Source organism: Shinella sp. R2-11, assembly GCF_055330205.1.
In genome coordinates this window covers 375,948-392,211 of the sequence record NZ_JBVAPC010000002.1, presented here as the reverse complement: position 1 = coordinate 392,211, position 16,264 = coordinate 375,948, and the positions used below count along the sequence as shown (strand labels likewise).

Sequence of the window (16,264 nt, the reverse complement as noted above, 5' to 3'; positions counted from 1 at the left end):
CGGGGATTTGAGGGATTCGACGTCATGAAGGTCATCATCTGCGGCGCCGGACGCGTCGGCTACGGTATCGCAGAACGCTTGTCCGAGGAGGGGAACGACGTCTCGGTGATCGACAATCAGCCCTCGCTGATAGCGGCCATCACCGAGACTCTCGACGTCAGCGGCGTCGTCGGCCACGGCGCGCATCCCGAGGTGCTGGCAAAGGCCGGCGCCGACCAGGCGGACATGATCATCGCCGTCACGCTGTTCGACGAGATCAATATGGTCGCGTGCCAGGTGGCGCATTCGCTCTTCAACGTGCCGACCAAGATTGCCCGCATCCGCTCGCAGAACTATCTGGCGCCGGAATATTCCGACCTCTTCTCGCGCGAGAACATGCCCATCGACGTCACCATCTCGCCGGAGGTGGAGGTGGGCAAGATGGTGCTGCGGCGCATCTCCTTCCCCGGCGCGACGGATGTCGTGCGCTTTGCCGACGACCGCATCGTCATGGTGGCGATCGAGTGCATGGAGGATTGTCCGGTCGTCGAGACGCCGCTGAAACAGCTCAGTGAGCTTTTCCCGGACCTCAACGCCACCGTCACCGGCATCTATTCCAACGGCAGGCTCTTCGTTCCCAATTCCTCCGACCAGCTCCATTCCGGCGATCTCGCCTATGTCGTCTGCGACAAGGGGCATGTGCGGCGCACGCTCGCGCTCTTCGGCCACGAGGAGCAGGAGGCGGCCCGCATCGTCATCGCAGGCGGCGGCAATATCGGCTATTTCGTCGCCAAGGCCATCGAGGACTACCAGCCGAAGACGCGGCTCAAGATCATCGAGAGCGACCGCGAGCGCGCCGTGGCGGTCGCCGACAAGCTGCGCAATGCCGTCGTGTTGCATGGTTCTGCGCTCGACCAGCGGATGCTGCTGCAGGCCGATATCCAGGATGCGGACCTGATCGTCGCGCTCACCAACAACGACCAGATCAACATTCTCGGCAGCGTCATGGCCAAGCGCCTCGGCTGCAAGCAGAACCTCGTCCTGATCAACGATCCGGCCTATGAGGATTTCACCAAGACCCTCGGAATCGACGCCCATATCAACCCGCGCGCGGTCACGATCTCCGGCATCCTGCAACATGTCCGCAAGGGCCGCATCCGCGCCGTCTACGCCGTGCAGAAGGGCTCCGCCGAGGTGATCGAGGCCGAGGCGCTGGAGACCTCGCCGCTGGTCGGCCGCCCGCTGCGCGAGATCGAGCTGCCGCCCGGCATCCGCATCGGCGCGGTCTATCGCGACCAGACGGTAATCCGTCCGGACGGCAACACGAAGATCAAGGCGAAGGACCGGGTCGTGCTCTTCGCCGCGGCGGCGGCCGTGCGCCATGTCGAGCAGCTCTTCCGCGTCAGCATCCAGTATTTCTAGGATTTCCCATGCCCCGTTTCGCCTATGTCAACGGCCGCTACGTTCGCCATGCCGATGCCGCCGTGCATATCGACGACCGTGGCTTCCTCTTCGCCGATGCCGTCTACGAGGTCTGCCAGATACGGCATGGCTTCATCGTGGACCTGACGCGCCATCTCGACCGGCTCGACCGCTCGCTGGGTGAAATCCGCATCCGCCCGCCGATGCCCCGCGCCGCGCTGGTCGGAATCATGAAGGAAGTGCTTCGCCGCAACCGCGTGACCGACGGCATGGTCTATCTCCAGGTGACGCGCGGCACGGCCCGCCGTGACCATGTCTTCCCGTCGCCGGAGGTGCGGGCCTCGCTCGTTGTCACCGCGAAAGCCCTGAGCGCAGCGGCAGGCGCCGAGAAATATGCGGCCGGCATCAAGGCGGTGACCGTTCCGGACAATCGCTGGGAGCGGGTGGACATCAAGACGGTCGGCCTGCTGCCGAACGTGCTTGCCCGCCAGCAGGCGAAGGAGGCGGGCGCGCAGGAGGCGATCTTCGTCGATGCCGAGGGCAATGTGACGGAGGGCGGCGCGACGAACCTGTGGATCGTCGACAAGGCGGGCAGGCTCGTGACACGCCCGGCCGACCGCGCGATCCTGCGCGGCATCACCCGCACGACGCTGATGGACGTCGCCGGAAAGCTCGGCATTGCGGTGGAGGAGCGGCGCTTTTCCGTCGTGGAAATGCTGGAAGCGCGGGAAGTCTTCGTCACCGGCGCGACGACGATCTGCCTGCCGGTCGTCGCTATCGACGGACACGCGATCGCCAACGGCCATCCCGGCCTGACCGCGCAGAAACTTCGGGACGCTTTTTTCGCCGTTGCGGAGAAGACCGCGATTTGATACCAAACCCGACGGTCCGGGAGTTTCTTCCGGGCCTGGGGACATTTATTTTCAGTCAATCCGGTCTTGAGGGCCGGCAATCAGAAAGAAGCGGCGCCATGGCGGAACGTTCTCAGAACCTTCAGGATCTTTTCCTTAACACCGTTCGCAAGCAAAAGATTTCCCTGACGATCTTCCTCATCAACGGGGTCAAGCTGACCGGGGTTGTCACCTCCTTCGACAACTTCTGTGTGCTGCTTCGTCGCGACGGCCACTCGCAGCTCGTCTACAAGCACGCGATCTCCACCATCATGCCCGGCCAGCCGCTGCAGATGTTCGAGACCGAGGAAAGCGGCTCCTGACAGGACCCAAGAACATTAGCAAATCCGATACAAGCAAGGACTCCATCGTCCCGGAAGCCGAAAAGCACCGGGACGACATGCGTGCCGTGGTCATCGTGCCGGTGCTGAAGGCCGCGCGCGCCAAGCCCGATCCGGCAGCCCCCGCGCCGCGGTCCGACGAGGCGCGTCTGGAAGAGGCGATCGGCCTTGCCCGCGCCATCGACCTCACCGTCGCCTTCTCGGCCATCGTGCCCGTCAGCCAGCCGAAGCCCGGCACGCTGCTCGGCAGCGGCAAGATCGAGGAGATCAAGGCGGCGCTCGACGAGCACGATGCCGGCCTCGTCATCGTCGACCATCCCCTGACGCCCGTGCAGCAGCGCAATCTCGAGAAGGAATGGAACGCCAAGGTCATCGACCGAACCGGCCTCATTCTCGAAATCTTCGGTCGCCGGGCTTCCACCAAGGAAGGCACGCTTCAGGTCGAGCTTGCCCATCTCAACTACCAGCGCGGCCGCCTCGTGCGCAGCTGGACCCACCTCGAGCGCCAGCGCGGCGGCGCGGGCTTCATGGGTGGCCCCGGCGAAACGCAGATCGAGGCCGACCGCCGCCTCTTGCAGGACAAGATCGTCAAGCTGGAGCGCGAGCTGGAGCAGGTGCGCCGCACCCGCCAGCTTCACCGCTCCAAGCGCAAGAAGGTGCCGCATCCCATCGTCGCGCTCGTCGGCTATACCAATGCCGGCAAGTCGACGCTGTTCAACCGCATCACCGGGGCAGGGGTGCTGGCCGAGGACATGCTCTTCGCCACGCTCGACCCGACCTTGCGCCGCATGAAGCTGCCGCAGGGCCGCACCGTCATCCTCTCCGATACGGTGGGCTTCATCTCCGACCTGCCGACCCACCTCGTCGCCGCCTTCCGCGCGACGCTGGAAGAGGTACTGGAGGCGGACCTGATCCTGCATGTGCGCGACATGTCCGATCCGGACAACGGCGCGCAGTCGTCGGACGTGCTGCGCATCCTCGCCGATCTCGGCATCGACGAGAAGGACGGCGCCGAGCGCATCCTCGAAGTCTGGAACAAGATCGACCGGCTGGAGCCGGAGGCGCGCGAGGCGCTGGTGCAGAAGGCGGAAAGCCAGTCCAATATCATCGCCGTTTCGGCGATTTCCGGCGAGGGCGTCGACAGGCTGCTGGCCGAGATCAACCAGCGCCTTTCCGGCGTGCTGGTCGACCGCGATGTCGTCGTACCCGTGATGCAGTTGCAGCTTCTGCCGTGGATCTACGACCATTCGATCGTCGATGCCCGCGAGGACCTTGAGGACGGCAATGTGCGGCTGGAACTGCGGCTGACGGAAACGGAAGCCGCGGAGCTCGACCGCCGGCTCGGTATCGGCGGCAAGCCAGTGCGAGAGGATTGGGAGCGCTGACGCCGGCGCGTCCGGTCGTGAAATAGCCCAGGCCTACTTCGCCAACTGCCGCTCGATCCCCTTCGCCGCCTGCCACAGCTCTTCCATCCGCTCCAGCGTCGCTTCTTCGAGGTTTTCGCCATTGGCCGCAAGGCTGTCCTCGATATGCGAGAACCGGTTGCGGAACTTGGTGTTGGTGCCACGCAGCGCCATTTCCGGGTCGGCGCCGACATGGCGGCCGATATTGACCAGGGCGAAGATCAGGTCGCCGAGTTCGTCGGCAACGGCTTTCTTGTCGTCGTCGTGAAGGGCCTCGCGCAATTCGCCGATCTCCTCCTCGATCTTGTCGAGGATCGGCGCGGGCTCCGACCAGTCGAAGCCGACCTTTGCCGCGAGCTCCTGGAGCTTCAGCGCCTCGACGAGCGCCGGGAACGAGCGCTGCACCGAGCCGAGATGGCCGCGCAGCGGATCCTCCGGCAGGCCACGCTTGGCGCGGCGCTCCTTGCGCTCGCGCTTCTCCGCCTGCTTGATCTCGTCCCATTGCAGCTTCACCGCTTCGGGCGTGCCGGCATCCGAGCGGGCGAAGACATGCGGATGGCGGCGGATCATCTTGCGGGTCACGGCCTCGACCACGCTGCCGAAATCGAATTCGCCGCGCTCCTCGGCCATGCGCGCATGGAAGACGACCTGTAGCAGGAGGTCGCCCAGCTCCTCGCAGAGGTCGTCCATGTCGTTCCGCTCGATGGCGTCGGCGACCTCGTAGGCCTCCTCGATCGTATAGGGCTTGATCGTCTCGAAGGTCTGCACGACGTCCCAGGGGCAACCGGTCTCCGGCTGGCGCAGGGCGGCCATGATTTCGATCAGGCGTTCGATGTCGCGGCTCGGCTGCATGGCGGCCCTCAGTTCAGCGGAATGGTGTTGCCGGCCTTGCCGGACTGGTAGCTCTCGGAAAGCGCGTCATAGGCGGCGCGGATCTCGCCGACCTGCCTCTTGAGATCGGCTTTTGCCGCTTGGTCGGACGTGGCGACTAGGTCGGCGATGGCGGCGGAATGCCAGAAGGCGTTGGTCTTCGCATAGCCGCCGGCATCGAGCCGGAAGACCTCCTTGAGGATGCGCAGGTCATGCGGGATCGCGAAGCTGTCGCGCGAATCCTCGTGGCTGAAGAAATAGTAGAAATTGTCGAAGCCGGCCCAGGTGATGGCCGAAAGGCACATGGAGCAGGGCTCGTGCGTCGAAAGGAAGACGTAGTCCTTCGTATCCGGCTTCTCGACGCGCTCGTAGAGGCGCTTCAGCGTGTGCACCTCGCCGTGCCAGAGAGGATTTTCCGTCTCGTTGTTCGTTTCGGCGATGACCAGCGAGAGATCGGATTTGCGCAGGATCGCCGCGCCGAACACCTTGTTGCCGGCGCGAACGCCCTCGCGCGTCAGCGGCAGGATGTCGAATTCGATGACGTCGAGGAGGCGCTTTACGAGCGTAGCCTGATCCATGATGGGAATCCCGATTGGCTTTTCCCGGCATCCTTAGCGGCCGCGAGCGCGGGCAGGCAAGGGGGGCCGGTGACTTATGCTCAAAATGCGGGGCCTCTGAGCAAAACAATACGCCCCTCCAAGGCCATTGGAATTTCTGTTTCTTTTGTTGCTGGCGGAATTTCGCGATATTGCGCACACTTCAACCGGACCCGACCATGACCGAAGCACAGGCCAAGCTCTCGACATTCCCGGCGTTCTTCCGCGTCAGCGGCAGGACGGTCGTCGTCGTGGGCGAGGGCGACGAGGCTTTCGCCAAGACCCGCCTGCTTTTCAACACGGATGCCCGGATCTTCGTTCTGGCCGAGGCGCCGGAGGCCGATTTCACCCGCTTCATCGCCGAGAAGGGCCTCGATCTCGTCCGTGCTCCCTTCTCGAAGGACGCCATCGCGGATGCGACGCTCGTCTTCGCCGCGACCGGCGATGCGGGCGCCGACCGTGTTATCGCCACGGCCGCCCGCGAACTGCGCATCCCGGTCAATGCCGTGGACCAGCCCGACTATTGCGATTTCTTCACGCCGGCGCTCGTCAACCGCGCGCCCGTCGCCGTCGCCATCGGCACGGAGGGCGCTGGTCCCGTCCTCGCGCAGATGATCCGCGCGCAGGTCGACCAGATCCTTTCGCCCTCGCTCGGCCGCCTTGCCAACCTTGCCAACAGCTACCGCGAGGCCGTCGACCGCGTGCTGCCGCGCGGCGTTACTCGCCGCGTCTTCTGGCGCCGCTTCTTCCAGGGCGCCGTCGCCGATGCCGTCGACAATGGCGATATCGAGCTCGCCCGCCGTTCCGCAAACGCGCTGCTGAATTCGCAGGACAGGGCCGCCGGCCATATCTGGCTCGTCGGCGCCGGCCCGGGCGCGGAAGACCTGCTGACGCTGCGCGCCCAGCGCGTGATGATGAATGCCGATGTCATCGTCTTCGATGCGCTCGTGCCGCAGGCCATCGTCGACATGGGCCGTCGCGATGCCGAGCGCCTGTCAGTCGGCAAGCGCAAGGGCTGCCATTCCAAGTCGCAGGAAGAGATCAACGACCTCCTGGTCGAGCTCGGCAAGGCGGGCAAGCGCGTCGTGCGCCTGAAGTCCGGCGATCCGCTCGTCTATGGCCGCGCCGGCGAGGAAATGGCCGCGCTCCGCCAGGCTGGCGTCACTTACGAGGTCGTGCCGGGCATCACCTCGGCCTTCGCCGCCGCCGCCGATTTCGAGCTGCCGCTGACGCTGCGCGGCGTTGCCTCCTCGCTCGTCTTCACCACCGGCCACGACCTGACGGGCGCCGTGCTGCCGGACTGGGCACGGCTTGCCATTTCCGGCGCCACCGTCGCCGTCTATATGGGCCGCACGGTCGCCGCTTCCGTCGCCGCGCGGCTGATGGATGCGGGCCTTCCGGCCGACACGACCGTCGCCGTCGTGGAGAATGCCAGCCGCCGCGAGAAGCGGCTGCTGCACGGCACGCTGAAGGATCTTCCGGGCCTGGAACACCGCGACGAGCTTTCCGGCCCGGTCATGGTGATTATCGGCGAAGCCGTCGCCGGCGCCAATTTCGAACATTCCGAACCGCTCGCCGCCCGCGACCCGGTTCGCGCCACAGCAGCATTGGGAGCATGACATGGCCGACAAGGTTCTGACAGCCAATCGCCTTTCCGACGGCATCTCCGTCTGGCTCGACGCCGCCGGCACCTGGAACGAACACCTCCAGGCCGCCTTCGTCGCGCGTCACAAGGAGGCCGTCGAGGCGCTGGAAGCCACCGGCAAGCAGGCTTTCGCCGACAACAAGGTGGTCGACGTGAACGTGGTCGACGTCGAGGAGGTCGACGGCGTGCTGCGCCCGCTGCGCATGCGCGAGCGCATCCGCGCGCAGGGCCCGACCATCGCCTATGCCGCCGGCTATGTCGGCCTCGCCGCCACGGCCGCCTGAGGATATTGCATGTACCGTTACGACGAATTCGATCACGCCTTTGTCTCCGGCCGCGTGGAACAGTTCCGCGACCAGGTCGCGCGCCGTCTTTCCGGCGAACTGGCCGAGGACGCGTTCAAGCCGCTGCGCCTGATGAACGGCGTCTACCTCCAGCTTCACGCCTACATGCTGCGCGTCGCCATTCCCTACGGCACGCTGAATTCGCGCCAGATGCGCATGCTGGCCCATATCGCCCGCAAATACGACCGCGGCTACGGCCATTTCACCACGCGCCAGAACATTCAGTACAACTGGCCGAAGCTCTCCGAGCTGCCCGATGCGCTGGCCGAGCTCGCGATGGTCGAGATGCATGCGCTCCAGACCTCGGGCAACTGCATCCGCAACGTCACGGCAGACCATTTCGCGGGCGCTGCGGCCGACGAGGTCGCCGATCCGCGACCCTATGCGGAGATCCTGCGCCAGTGGTCCTCCGTCCATCCGGAATTCTCCTTCCTGCCGCGCAAATTCAAGATCGCCGTCACCGGCGCCGAGCGCGACCGCGCGGCCATCCAGGTGCATGACATCGGCCTGCACCTGAAGAAGAACGAGAAGGGCGAGATCGGCTTTGCCGTCTATGTCGGCGGCGGGCAGGGCCGCACGCCGCTGGTCGCCAAGAAGATCCGCGACTTCCTGCCGGAAGAGGACCTTCTGTCCTATACGACCGCGATCATGCGCGTTTACAACCTCCACGGCCGGCGCGACAACAAGTACAAGGCGCGCATCAAGATCCTCGTGCACGAGACCGGCGCGGAAGAACTGGCGCGGCAGGTGGAAGTCGAGTTCGCCGAGCTCAAGGACACCGAGCTGAAGCTGCCCGAGCAGGACGTTGCCGCCATTTCCGCCTATTTCGCGCCGCCGGAGCTTGCGCCCCGCGCCGAAGGCTGGGCAAGCCTTGCCCAGTGGAAGAAGGCCGACCCGGACTTCGCCCGCTGGGTGCATCAGAACGTGCAGCCGCACAAGCATCCCGACTACGGCATGGTGACGATCTCGCTGAAGCCCATCGGCGGCATTCCGGGCGATGCGACCGATGCGCAGATGGAGGCCGTCGCCGACATCGCCGCGGAATATGCCTTCGACGAGATCCGCGTCAGCCACGAGCAGAACCTCATCCTGCCGCATGTGGCGCTGGCTGATCTCGAAGCGGTCTATCGCGGCCTCTTCGCGGCGGGCCTTGCGACCGCCAATGCGGGCCTTATCACCGATATCATCGCCTGTCCGGGGCTGGACTACTGCGCGCTGGCCAATGCCCGCTCGATCCCGGTCGCGCAGGAGATTTCAACCCGCTTCGGTGCGCCGGAGCGGCAGGCCGAGATCGGCGAGCTGAAGATCAAGATCTCCGGCTGCATCAATGCCTGCGGCCACCACCATGTCGGCCATATCGGCCTTCTGGGCGTGGAAAAGAAGGGCGAGGAGCTCTATCAGATCACGCTCGGCGGCTCGGGTGACGAGAACACGTCGATCGGCGAGATCATCGGCCGCGGCTTCGAGCCGGAGAAGGTGACGGATGCCATCGAGGTGATCGTCGATACCTATCTCGGCCTCCGCCTCGATCCGTCCGAGACTTTCCTGACCGCCTATCGCCGCGTCGGGCCGCAGCCTTTCAAGGATGCGCTCTACGGCGGCAAGACGGCCGAAGCGGCCTGAGGAGGACGGTCATGACGAAAATCTGGAACGAAGCCGGTTTCCTGGCGGATGATCCCTGGATCGTCGAAACGGAGGAGACCAAGGCCGGTTCGAACGAGAAGGCGATCCTCGGCCTCGACGCCTTCCTCGCGAAGGTCGCGGAGAGCGACGAGACGGGCCTCGGCGTGCTGATCAATCCGGCCGACGATGTGCGCAGGCTAGAAGGGCATCTCGACCGGCTGGCGCTGGTCGCGGTCGCATTCCCGGCCTTCAGCGACGGGCGCGCCTTCAGCCATGCCTCGCTGCTGCGCTCGCGGCTCGGCTTCACGGGCGAGGTGAGGGCGGTCGGCGACGTGCTGATCGACCAGATCCCGCTGATGCTTCGCTGCGGCATCGACAGCTTTGCCGTCAGCAACGCGACGGCGCTGAAGCGGCTTGCGGAAAACCGCCTGCCGGGCATCGACAACCATTATCAGCCGGCCGCGCGCCCCTCGCAGGACGTCGGTTCCTATAGCTGGCGCCGCCGGGCCTGACATCCGGGCCGGCGAATGGCCGCAATCGTGGTATAGTCTTGAGCAAGATCAAGGACAACGGCCGCGCGCCGCGCGAAAAGAGGCAGGCGGCAAACTATTGCGCGGCCAATCGGCGCATTGGAACGGAATACCTTCCTTTGCCGCTCAAGATGTAATATCTGCCTATCGTCAATTTTTTTCGACGCAAGCCAGGATCGATCCCGAAATGAACGCACCTGCCAAGACCGAAGATTTCGTGCCCGCCATTCCCGCCGGCGTATTCGCCGAGACGGTGACGAGCGTGCAGCACTATACGGATCGCCTGTTCCGCTTCCGCATGACGCGCCCGGAAAGCTTCCGCTTCCGCTCTGGCGAATTCGCGATGATCGGCCTGATGGTCGGCGACAAGCCGGTCTACCGCGCCTATTCCATTGCAAGCCCCGCCTGGGACGAGGAGCTGGAATTCTTCTCGATCAAGGTGCCGGACGGTCCGTTGACCTCGCATCTCCAGCAGATCAAGCTTGGCGACACCGTGCTGATGCGCAAGAAGCCGACGGGCACGCTCGTGCTCGACGCGCTGACGCCCGGCAAGCGGCTCTACATGTTCTCCACCGGCACCGGCATCGCGCCCTTCGCGAGCCTTATCCGCGATCCGGAAACCTACGAGAAGTTCGACGAGGTCATCCTGACGCATACCTGCCGCGAGGTCGCCGAGCTGAAATATGGCTTCGACCTCGTCGAGGAAATCCGCAACCACGAATTCCTCGCCGAAGTCGTTGGCGATAAGCTGCGCCACTATGCGACGGTTACGCGCGAGAACTATCCGTTCCAGGGCCGCATCACGGACCTCATTTCCAACGGCAAGATGTTCGCCGATCTCGGCGTGCCGCGTTTCGATCCGGCGATCGATCGCGGCATGATCTGCGGCTCCGCCGCGATGCTGAAGGAAACCAAGGCGCTGCTGGAGCAGGCCGGCCTTACCGAGGGCGCCAACAGCAAGCCCGCCGAGTTCGTCATCGAGCGCGCCTTCGTCGACTGAGCGAAGGACTGGTTCTTCGGAAAAGGCGCCTTCGGACGCCTTTTTTGTGGACGTTTTCCGTCAGTCGGACAGGTGATCCAGCAAATCCGTCATCGCGGACGCCGCGGCCGGGCCGTCGCCGTTGCGGATGGCGCGGATGACCTTGACGTGCAGATCTACCGACCGGTCCATGTGCCGATGATCGGCGCGGGCGAACCACAGGCGGCGCGAATGGGTCTGGAGCGGGGCGAGGGCGGACGTCAGGAAGCGGTTGGGGCAGGCCGCCTCCATGATCTCGTCGAACGCCTTGTCTGCCGCCAGGAAGCCTTCCATGTCGGAGCGGATGGAGCAGGCGGTCATCTCCTGCGCGCAGGCGACGAGTTGCTCGCGGTGCTCTTCGCCGGCATGGCGCGCTACGAGGTCGGCGGCAAGGGGTTCTAGCTGCCGGCGCGTCGTCATCACTTCCGCATGGTCCTCGGGGCGGATCGCGGTGATCTGCAGGCCGGCGCGGGGGCGCACGGCGATCAGCCCCTGCCATTCCAGCTTCTGGATCGCCTCGCGCACCGGTGTGCGGCCGTGGCCGGCAAGCTCGATGAGCTCTCTTTCCGTGACGAGCGAGCCGGGCTTCAGCTTGAGCGTGACGACGAGCCCTTCGAGGGCGAGATAGGCGAGGTGGGCTTGCGACGTCGCGGTTTCCGTCATTCCGTTGTCCCGGTTGATATATCACATGGTGGCATGTCGCAAAATGAATGGCAAGGCGGCTGATATATCACGAACGTTGAGGGGATGGGTTGGCGCGAGGTCCGGAAGGATCCGGGTAGAGGCGGGATTCGCCTGTCGTCCAGACCTCTCCGGGTACGAAATGGCTTGCCCGCCGGCTTAAAGGAAAACCGGCCAAGTCCATTTCTATGTGCCTTGTTCCGTTGTCATATTAGGTTTTCCCCAGCCGTTTCGCGGACCAGCCCAAAAGCCCCCGAATAAAGCCGCCGGCCCGCCCGTCGATAGGAGGATTGCGGTTGACGAATGTCATGGGCCTTGCCAGCATGCCCGCCACTCGGACCGTCCAGTTGCATTGTGGGGGCATAGGTTGACTGCGGGTTCCATCATCGCGACGATCCTGATCGTTCTCGCCGGCCTTCTCGCCGTGCCGGCCGTCAGCCACACCAATGCGGGCACCACCTTCTCCCTGATGGCTTCCTCCATGGCCTTCGTCGCCATGGGCATCGCGCAGTTCATGGCGACGCGTCCGCCCTTCATCGAGCGGCTCTTCGGCGGCCTCGACCGCATCTACCAGTTCCACCGCAAGATCGGCATCGCGGTGCTCTGTCTTATCCTCGTGCACTATTTCGTGGCGCCGGATTTCCAGGGGCTCTCGCTGACTGGCGATCTCAACAAGCTCGCCAAGACGGCGGGCGAGTGGGCCTTCTACGGTTTCGTCTTCCTGCTCGTCCTCTCCATCGTAAAGGTCGTTCCGAAGACGCGCTTCCAGATTCCCTACCAGTACTGGCGCTTCACGCACCGGTTCATCGGCCTGCTCTTCGTGCTGGTCGCCTTCCACCAGATGTTCATCAAGCGCCCCTATGACGGCACGGCGCTGCTGGCGACCTATCTCAACCTCTTCGCCGTTCTCGGCGTGGTCAGCTATGCCTATACGCAACTGCTGCCCTGGCTCCGCACGCGCAAATACGAGGTGGTCGACGTCGACCGTCACGACGGCGCGACGATCATCACGGCGCGGCCGACCGGCGGCAAGCTTCGGGCCTTGCCCGGTCAGTTCGGCTTCTTCCGGGTCAACAAGTCCGGCCTTCGCGAGCCGCATCCCTTCACCATCGCCGGCATCGAGGACGACGGTACCGTCCGCTTCGCCATCAAGCCGCTCGGCGATTATACCAAGGCGCTGCGGGAGGCGGTGGCGGTGGGGGATCCGCTGACGCTGGAGGGCGGATACGGCCATTTCAACCACAGGCGCGGCGGCAAGAAGCAGATCTGGCTTGCCGGCGGCATCGGCGTCACACCGTTCCTCGCCATGGCGAGCCGGCTGAAGGGCGACGAGGGGCAGGACATTCACATGGTCTACTGCGTGCGCGACGGCGCCGAAGCCATCGGCGTCGAGACCTTCAAGGCGCAGGCGGAAAAGCTCGGCAATTTCAGCTTCGTGCTGCACAACTCGACGACCGACGGCCGCTTCGACGCTTCCAAGCTCGTCGCCGGCACCAGCATGGACCCGGCGGAGGCGGACCTCTGGTTCTGCGGCCCGCCGCCCCTGCGCATGGCCATCGAGAAGGGATTGAGGGAACTCGGCAAGCCGCCGCGCCGCGTCGAGTTCGAACGTTTCGAATTCCGTTGAGGATTTCCAGCCGGCGAGCCGGCTTTCTGGAGCGAAGGGAACAAGCCATGCGCGTGTTCAGCAAGTCATTCATCAGGCCCGGCGCGCGGCTTGCCGCGGCGCTCGGCCTTGCCGTGGCGGTTCTCTGTCCGGCCGGGGCCTTTGCCATCGACCAGTTCGCGCCGGACGCCTACGGCAGCCACCAGGCGAATGTCGAGAACGGCAAGATCATGTTCAGCGCCGCCGGCTGCGGCGCCTGCCACGGCTCCGGCGACAATACCGGGCTGCTTTCCGGCGGCATGGAGATGCAGACGGCGATCGGCAAGTTCTTTGCGCCGAACATCTCCGCCCATCCGAACGGCATCGGCGGCTGGTCGAATGCGGACTTCCTCAACGCCGTGATGGTCGGCCTCAAGAAGGACGGCGACAACCTCTATCCGGTCATGCCCTACACTTCCTATGGCGGCATGAAGCCCGAGGACGTTCTGGACATCAAGGCCTATATCGAGACGCTGCCGCAGTCGGACGCCGCCTCGAAGGAGCACGAGATCGCCTTCCCCTTCAGCCGCCAGACGACGATCACGCTCTGGAAGCGCAGCCACTTCGTCGTGCAGGCCTACCAGAAGCGCGAAGAGACGCAGATGGAGCGCGGCCGCTACCTCGTCGAGAATGTCGGCGGCTGCGGCGATTGCCATACGCCGCGCACGACCACCTATGGCCTCGATCTCGCCCGCGCCTATGAGGGCGAGAAAGGCCTGACCGGCGCCGTTGCGCCGGACATCACCAAGGCGCGCATGGCCGGCCTTGCCTCGCACGAGGTCTTCACCAAGGGGCTGATCGAGGAGGGCAAGAAGCTCTCGGGCTCGCCGCTTTCCGACCCGGTCATGCGCCGCATCGCTGAGGGCCTTTCCACCCTTTCCGATGAAGACAGGCAGGCGATGTACGCCTTCCTCGCCGACCGCGAGGTCAAGGTGACGCCGGTCGAGACGAGCCCGACACCGGTCTGCAGCGAGGCGACGGCGGAAAGCGCGCTCGGCGCCGGCGGGGGCAGCACGGAATTCGCATCGGCGGCCGATGCCTTCATCGGCAAATATTGCCGCAACTGCCATGGGCCGGGCGAAAGCTCGCAGGGCTCGTTCCCCTCGGGCGAGCTGGGCTCGATTGCCGCGAACCCGGCCTTCGTCACGCCCGGTGACGCCTCCAAGTCCCTGCTTTATACCAGCGTCACCAGCGGCCGCATGCCGCTCGGCAAGCGCCCCTCGGATGCCGAGGTGCAGGGCCTTGCCGACTGGATCAATTCGCTGAACAAGTCGGCGATCCCCACCGCGGTTTCAGCGACGAAGACCGAGCGCTCACGGCCGATGCTGAAATATCTCGATTTCGTCGACCTGGCGCTGCGCGACATTTCCAAGGTCGATGCGCACGACCAGCCGTTCATGCGTTATTTCAGCTATCGCGACCAGTATAACGGCATGATGAGCTGCGAAACGCACGAGACCTTCCTCAAGCGCATGAAGGTGCTCGCCGGCGGCTTCAAGAAGCTTCTCAATTCGCTGTCCTACGGGCCGGAACTCGTCGTTCCCGAGGAGGTGGAAGGCTCCGACGGCCTTCTGGTGCGCATCGACCTGCGCGATCTCGAATGGAGCCAGGAAGATTACGATTTCCTGGTCAACGAATATTTCTACGGCGTCGATCCGGCCAGCAACGCCTCGTTGCATGCGCTGGCAAAGGCGACGGAGACGCAGCTTCCCATCATGCGGATCGACTGGTTCATGAGCAACGGCGCCCGGCCGAAGGTCTATAACCGCCTCATGAAGCTGCCGACCAACATCATCGAGCTGGAGCATCGCTTCGGCGTCAATGTCGCGCAGAACATCGAGCGCCGCCGCGTCGTCCGCGCCGGCTTCGCCGACGGTTCCTCCGGGGTTTCCGACCACAATCGCATGCTGGAGCGGCACGACATGCCCTTCGGCGGCTATTACTGGAAATCCTACGATTTTGCCGGCGACGTCGGCCGGCAGGTGCTCAAGCGTTTCCCGGCCGGTCCGGACGGTATCCGCCTGAAAGCCGGCCTGCTGCCCTTCGAGCACGATGGCGGTGAAATGATCTTCTCGCTGCCGAACGGCATGCAGGGATATTACCTGTCGACCAACAAGGGCGACCAGCTCGATGTCGGCCCGACGAAGATCGTGTCCTTCCGCAAGCGGCCGATCGGCAAGGGCGTCGAGATCGTCAATGCCCGCTCGTGCTTCGATTGCCATTTCGACGGCATCCTGTCGAAGCGCGATCAGTTGCGCGAGCATATCGAGACCTCCACGCTGTTCTCCAAGGACCAGCAGGACGAGCTGCTCGCCCTTTATGTGCCGCAGGAGGAGCTGAACGAGGTCTACAAGCGCGATACCGATCGCTTCGTCTCGGCGCTCGACCGTCTCGGCATCACCGAGGCGACGGCCGGCGGCGGCAAGACCAGCCTCAAGGCGCCCGGCGGGGCGGAGATATTCACCTACTTCGCCGACAAGTACGAGGACGAGCTGAACTTCGAGCAGCTTGCCGCCGAGTTCGACATGACGCCGGAGCAGTTCGCCTCCGATATCCGCCGCCTGACGGATGTCGATGCGCTGCGCATCGGCCTCGACTGGGTCGCGACGCTGGAGGCGGGCGCCACCGTTCCGCGCGTCGAGCTGGAGGAGCAATATGCCTTCATGCTCCAGCCGCTTCTGCAGCTCGAACCGCTGAAGCGCGGCGTCAACCACGATGCGGTCGCCGTCGATACCGCCACCCACCAGCAGCAGGAGCAGGCAACCGGCGACGATCAGTATCAGGCGGCGACGAACACCGCCCATGTCGTCCCGGCCTACAAGCAGGACGACAAGGCGCGGGCCGACAAGGTGAAGCTTGCCCTGCATGTGTCGTCGACGAGCGCGAAGGTCGGGGATTATCTCAGCTTCGAGCTCAGCACGAACCACGACTGCGAGCTCCAGGTGGTCTATGTGGAGGATACCGGCAATGTCGAGATCATCCCGGACGTGATGATCGGCGACACGACGCTCCATCCCGGCGAGCGGCGCGTCATTCCGCAGCCCGGCAGCGGCAACCTGACCTTCGATTCGCCGTCGCCCGGCGAGACGATGATCGCCGTCTGCAAGATCGGCGGTCTCGGCGACCAGAAGCTCACGGCGGAGAAGGCCAAGCAGATCGTCGCGGGCTCCAAGCAGCCGACCACGCGCGGCCTTGCCATCAACCTTGCCAGGCAGGCCGAACAGGACAACGGTGCGAGCGGCCTGCAGATGGTGACGTTCGAAATCCAATGATAGCA

The 16,264-nt window shown here is 64.7% G+C and carries 14 protein-coding genes; 11 read left to right on the top strand and 3 right to left on the bottom strand.

Annotation, left to right across the window (positions count from 1 at the left end):
* Positions 1-24 precede the first annotated feature (24 nt).
* From trkA to hflX, 4 genes are all read left to right on the top strand, one after another.
* Complete coding sequence (gene trkA, locus ACZ1A1_RS06615) at positions 25-1,401, top strand: Trk system potassium transporter TrkA (RefSeq protein WP_119256298.1); 1,377 nt, start codon at positions 25-27, stop codon at positions 1,399-1,401.
* Positions 1,402-1,409: 8 nt separating this feature from the next.
* Positions 1,410-2,273: a D-amino-acid transaminase gene (locus tag ACZ1A1_RS06610; RefSeq protein ID WP_463619256.1), complete on the top strand. Its 864-nt coding sequence runs from the start codon at positions 1,410-1,412 to the stop codon at positions 2,271-2,273.
* 98 nt (positions 2,274-2,371) lie between these two features.
* Positions 2,372-2,614 (top strand): RNA chaperone Hfq, encoded by a 243-nt coding sequence (hfq, locus tag ACZ1A1_RS06605; protein ID WP_023514954.1) that lies wholly within the window; start codon positions 2,372-2,374, stop codon positions 2,612-2,614.
* Positions 2,615-2,691: 77 nt separating this feature from the next.
* The gene (gene hflX, locus ACZ1A1_RS06600; RefSeq protein WP_463619255.1) at positions 2,692-4,017 is read left to right on the top strand and encodes a GTPase HflX; all 1,326 of its coding nucleotides are present in this window, start codon (positions 2,692-2,694) and stop codon (positions 4,015-4,017) included.
* A 33-nt stretch (positions 4,018-4,050) separates the two neighbouring features.
* Here hflX and mazG read toward each other — a convergent pair whose 3' ends face one another.
* Together mazG and ACZ1A1_RS06590 are read right to left on the bottom strand one after the other, a co-directional pair.
* On the bottom strand, positions 4,051-4,887 hold the full coding sequence (gene mazG, locus ACZ1A1_RS06595; protein ID WP_463619254.1) for a nucleoside triphosphate pyrophosphohydrolase: 837 nt from the start codon (positions 4,885-4,887) through the stop codon (positions 4,051-4,053).
* An 8-nt stretch (positions 4,888-4,895) separates the two neighbouring features.
* On the bottom strand, positions 4,896-5,483 hold the full coding sequence (locus ACZ1A1_RS06590; protein WP_463619253.1) for a deaminase: 588 nt from the start codon (positions 5,481-5,483) through the stop codon (positions 4,896-4,898).
* A 197-nt stretch (positions 5,484-5,680) separates the two neighbouring features.
* Here ACZ1A1_RS06590 and cysG point away from each other — a divergent pair, with 197 nt between their 5' ends.
* From cysG to ACZ1A1_RS06565, 5 genes are all read left to right on the top strand, one after another.
* Positions 5,681-7,120 (top strand): siroheme synthase CysG, encoded by a 1,440-nt coding sequence (cysG, locus tag ACZ1A1_RS06585; protein WP_463619252.1) that lies wholly within the window; start codon positions 5,681-5,683, stop codon positions 7,118-7,120.
* A gap of 1 nt (position 7,121) precedes the next feature.
* Positions 7,122-7,430 carry a DUF2849 domain-containing protein gene (locus tag ACZ1A1_RS06580; RefSeq protein ID WP_313193048.1) on the top strand — a complete coding sequence of 103 codons (309 nt, stop codon included), beginning with the start codon at positions 7,122-7,124 and terminating at the stop codon, positions 7,428-7,430.
* 9 nt (positions 7,431-7,439) lie between these two features.
* Complete coding sequence (locus ACZ1A1_RS06575) at positions 7,440-9,113, top strand: nitrite/sulfite reductase (protein ID WP_463619251.1); 1,674 nt, start codon at positions 7,440-7,442, stop codon at positions 9,111-9,113.
* Positions 9,114-9,124: 11 nt separating this feature from the next.
* Entirely contained in the window at positions 9,125-9,625 is a 501-nt protein-coding gene (locus ACZ1A1_RS06570) for a DUF934 domain-containing protein (RefSeq protein WP_463619250.1), read from the top strand.
* Between the two features lie 205 nt (positions 9,626-9,830).
* Positions 9,831-10,643, top strand: a complete 813-nt coding sequence (locus ACZ1A1_RS06565) for a ferredoxin--NADP reductase (protein WP_463619249.1) — start codon at positions 9,831-9,833, stop codon at positions 10,641-10,643.
* A 60-nt stretch (positions 10,644-10,703) separates the two neighbouring features.
* Here the strand turns inward: ACZ1A1_RS06565 and ACZ1A1_RS06560 are convergent, their stop codons facing one another.
* A complete protein-coding gene (locus tag ACZ1A1_RS06560) occupies positions 10,704-11,324 on the bottom strand; it encodes a GntR family transcriptional regulator (protein WP_463619248.1) in 621 nt (206 codons plus the stop codon).
* Positions 11,325-11,709: 385 nt separating this feature from the next.
* Between ACZ1A1_RS06560 and ACZ1A1_RS06555 the strand changes: the two genes are divergently transcribed.
* Positions 11,710-12,969, top strand: coding sequence for a ferredoxin reductase family protein (locus ACZ1A1_RS06555; RefSeq protein WP_463619247.1), 1,260 nt, complete (start codon positions 11,710-11,712; stop codon positions 12,967-12,969).
* Positions 12,970-13,016: 47 nt separating this feature from the next.
* Positions 13,017-16,259, top strand: coding sequence for a c-type cytochrome (locus ACZ1A1_RS06550; protein WP_463619246.1), 3,243 nt, complete (start codon positions 13,017-13,019; stop codon positions 16,257-16,259).
* The last annotated feature ends 5 nt before the right edge of the window (positions 16,260-16,264 follow it).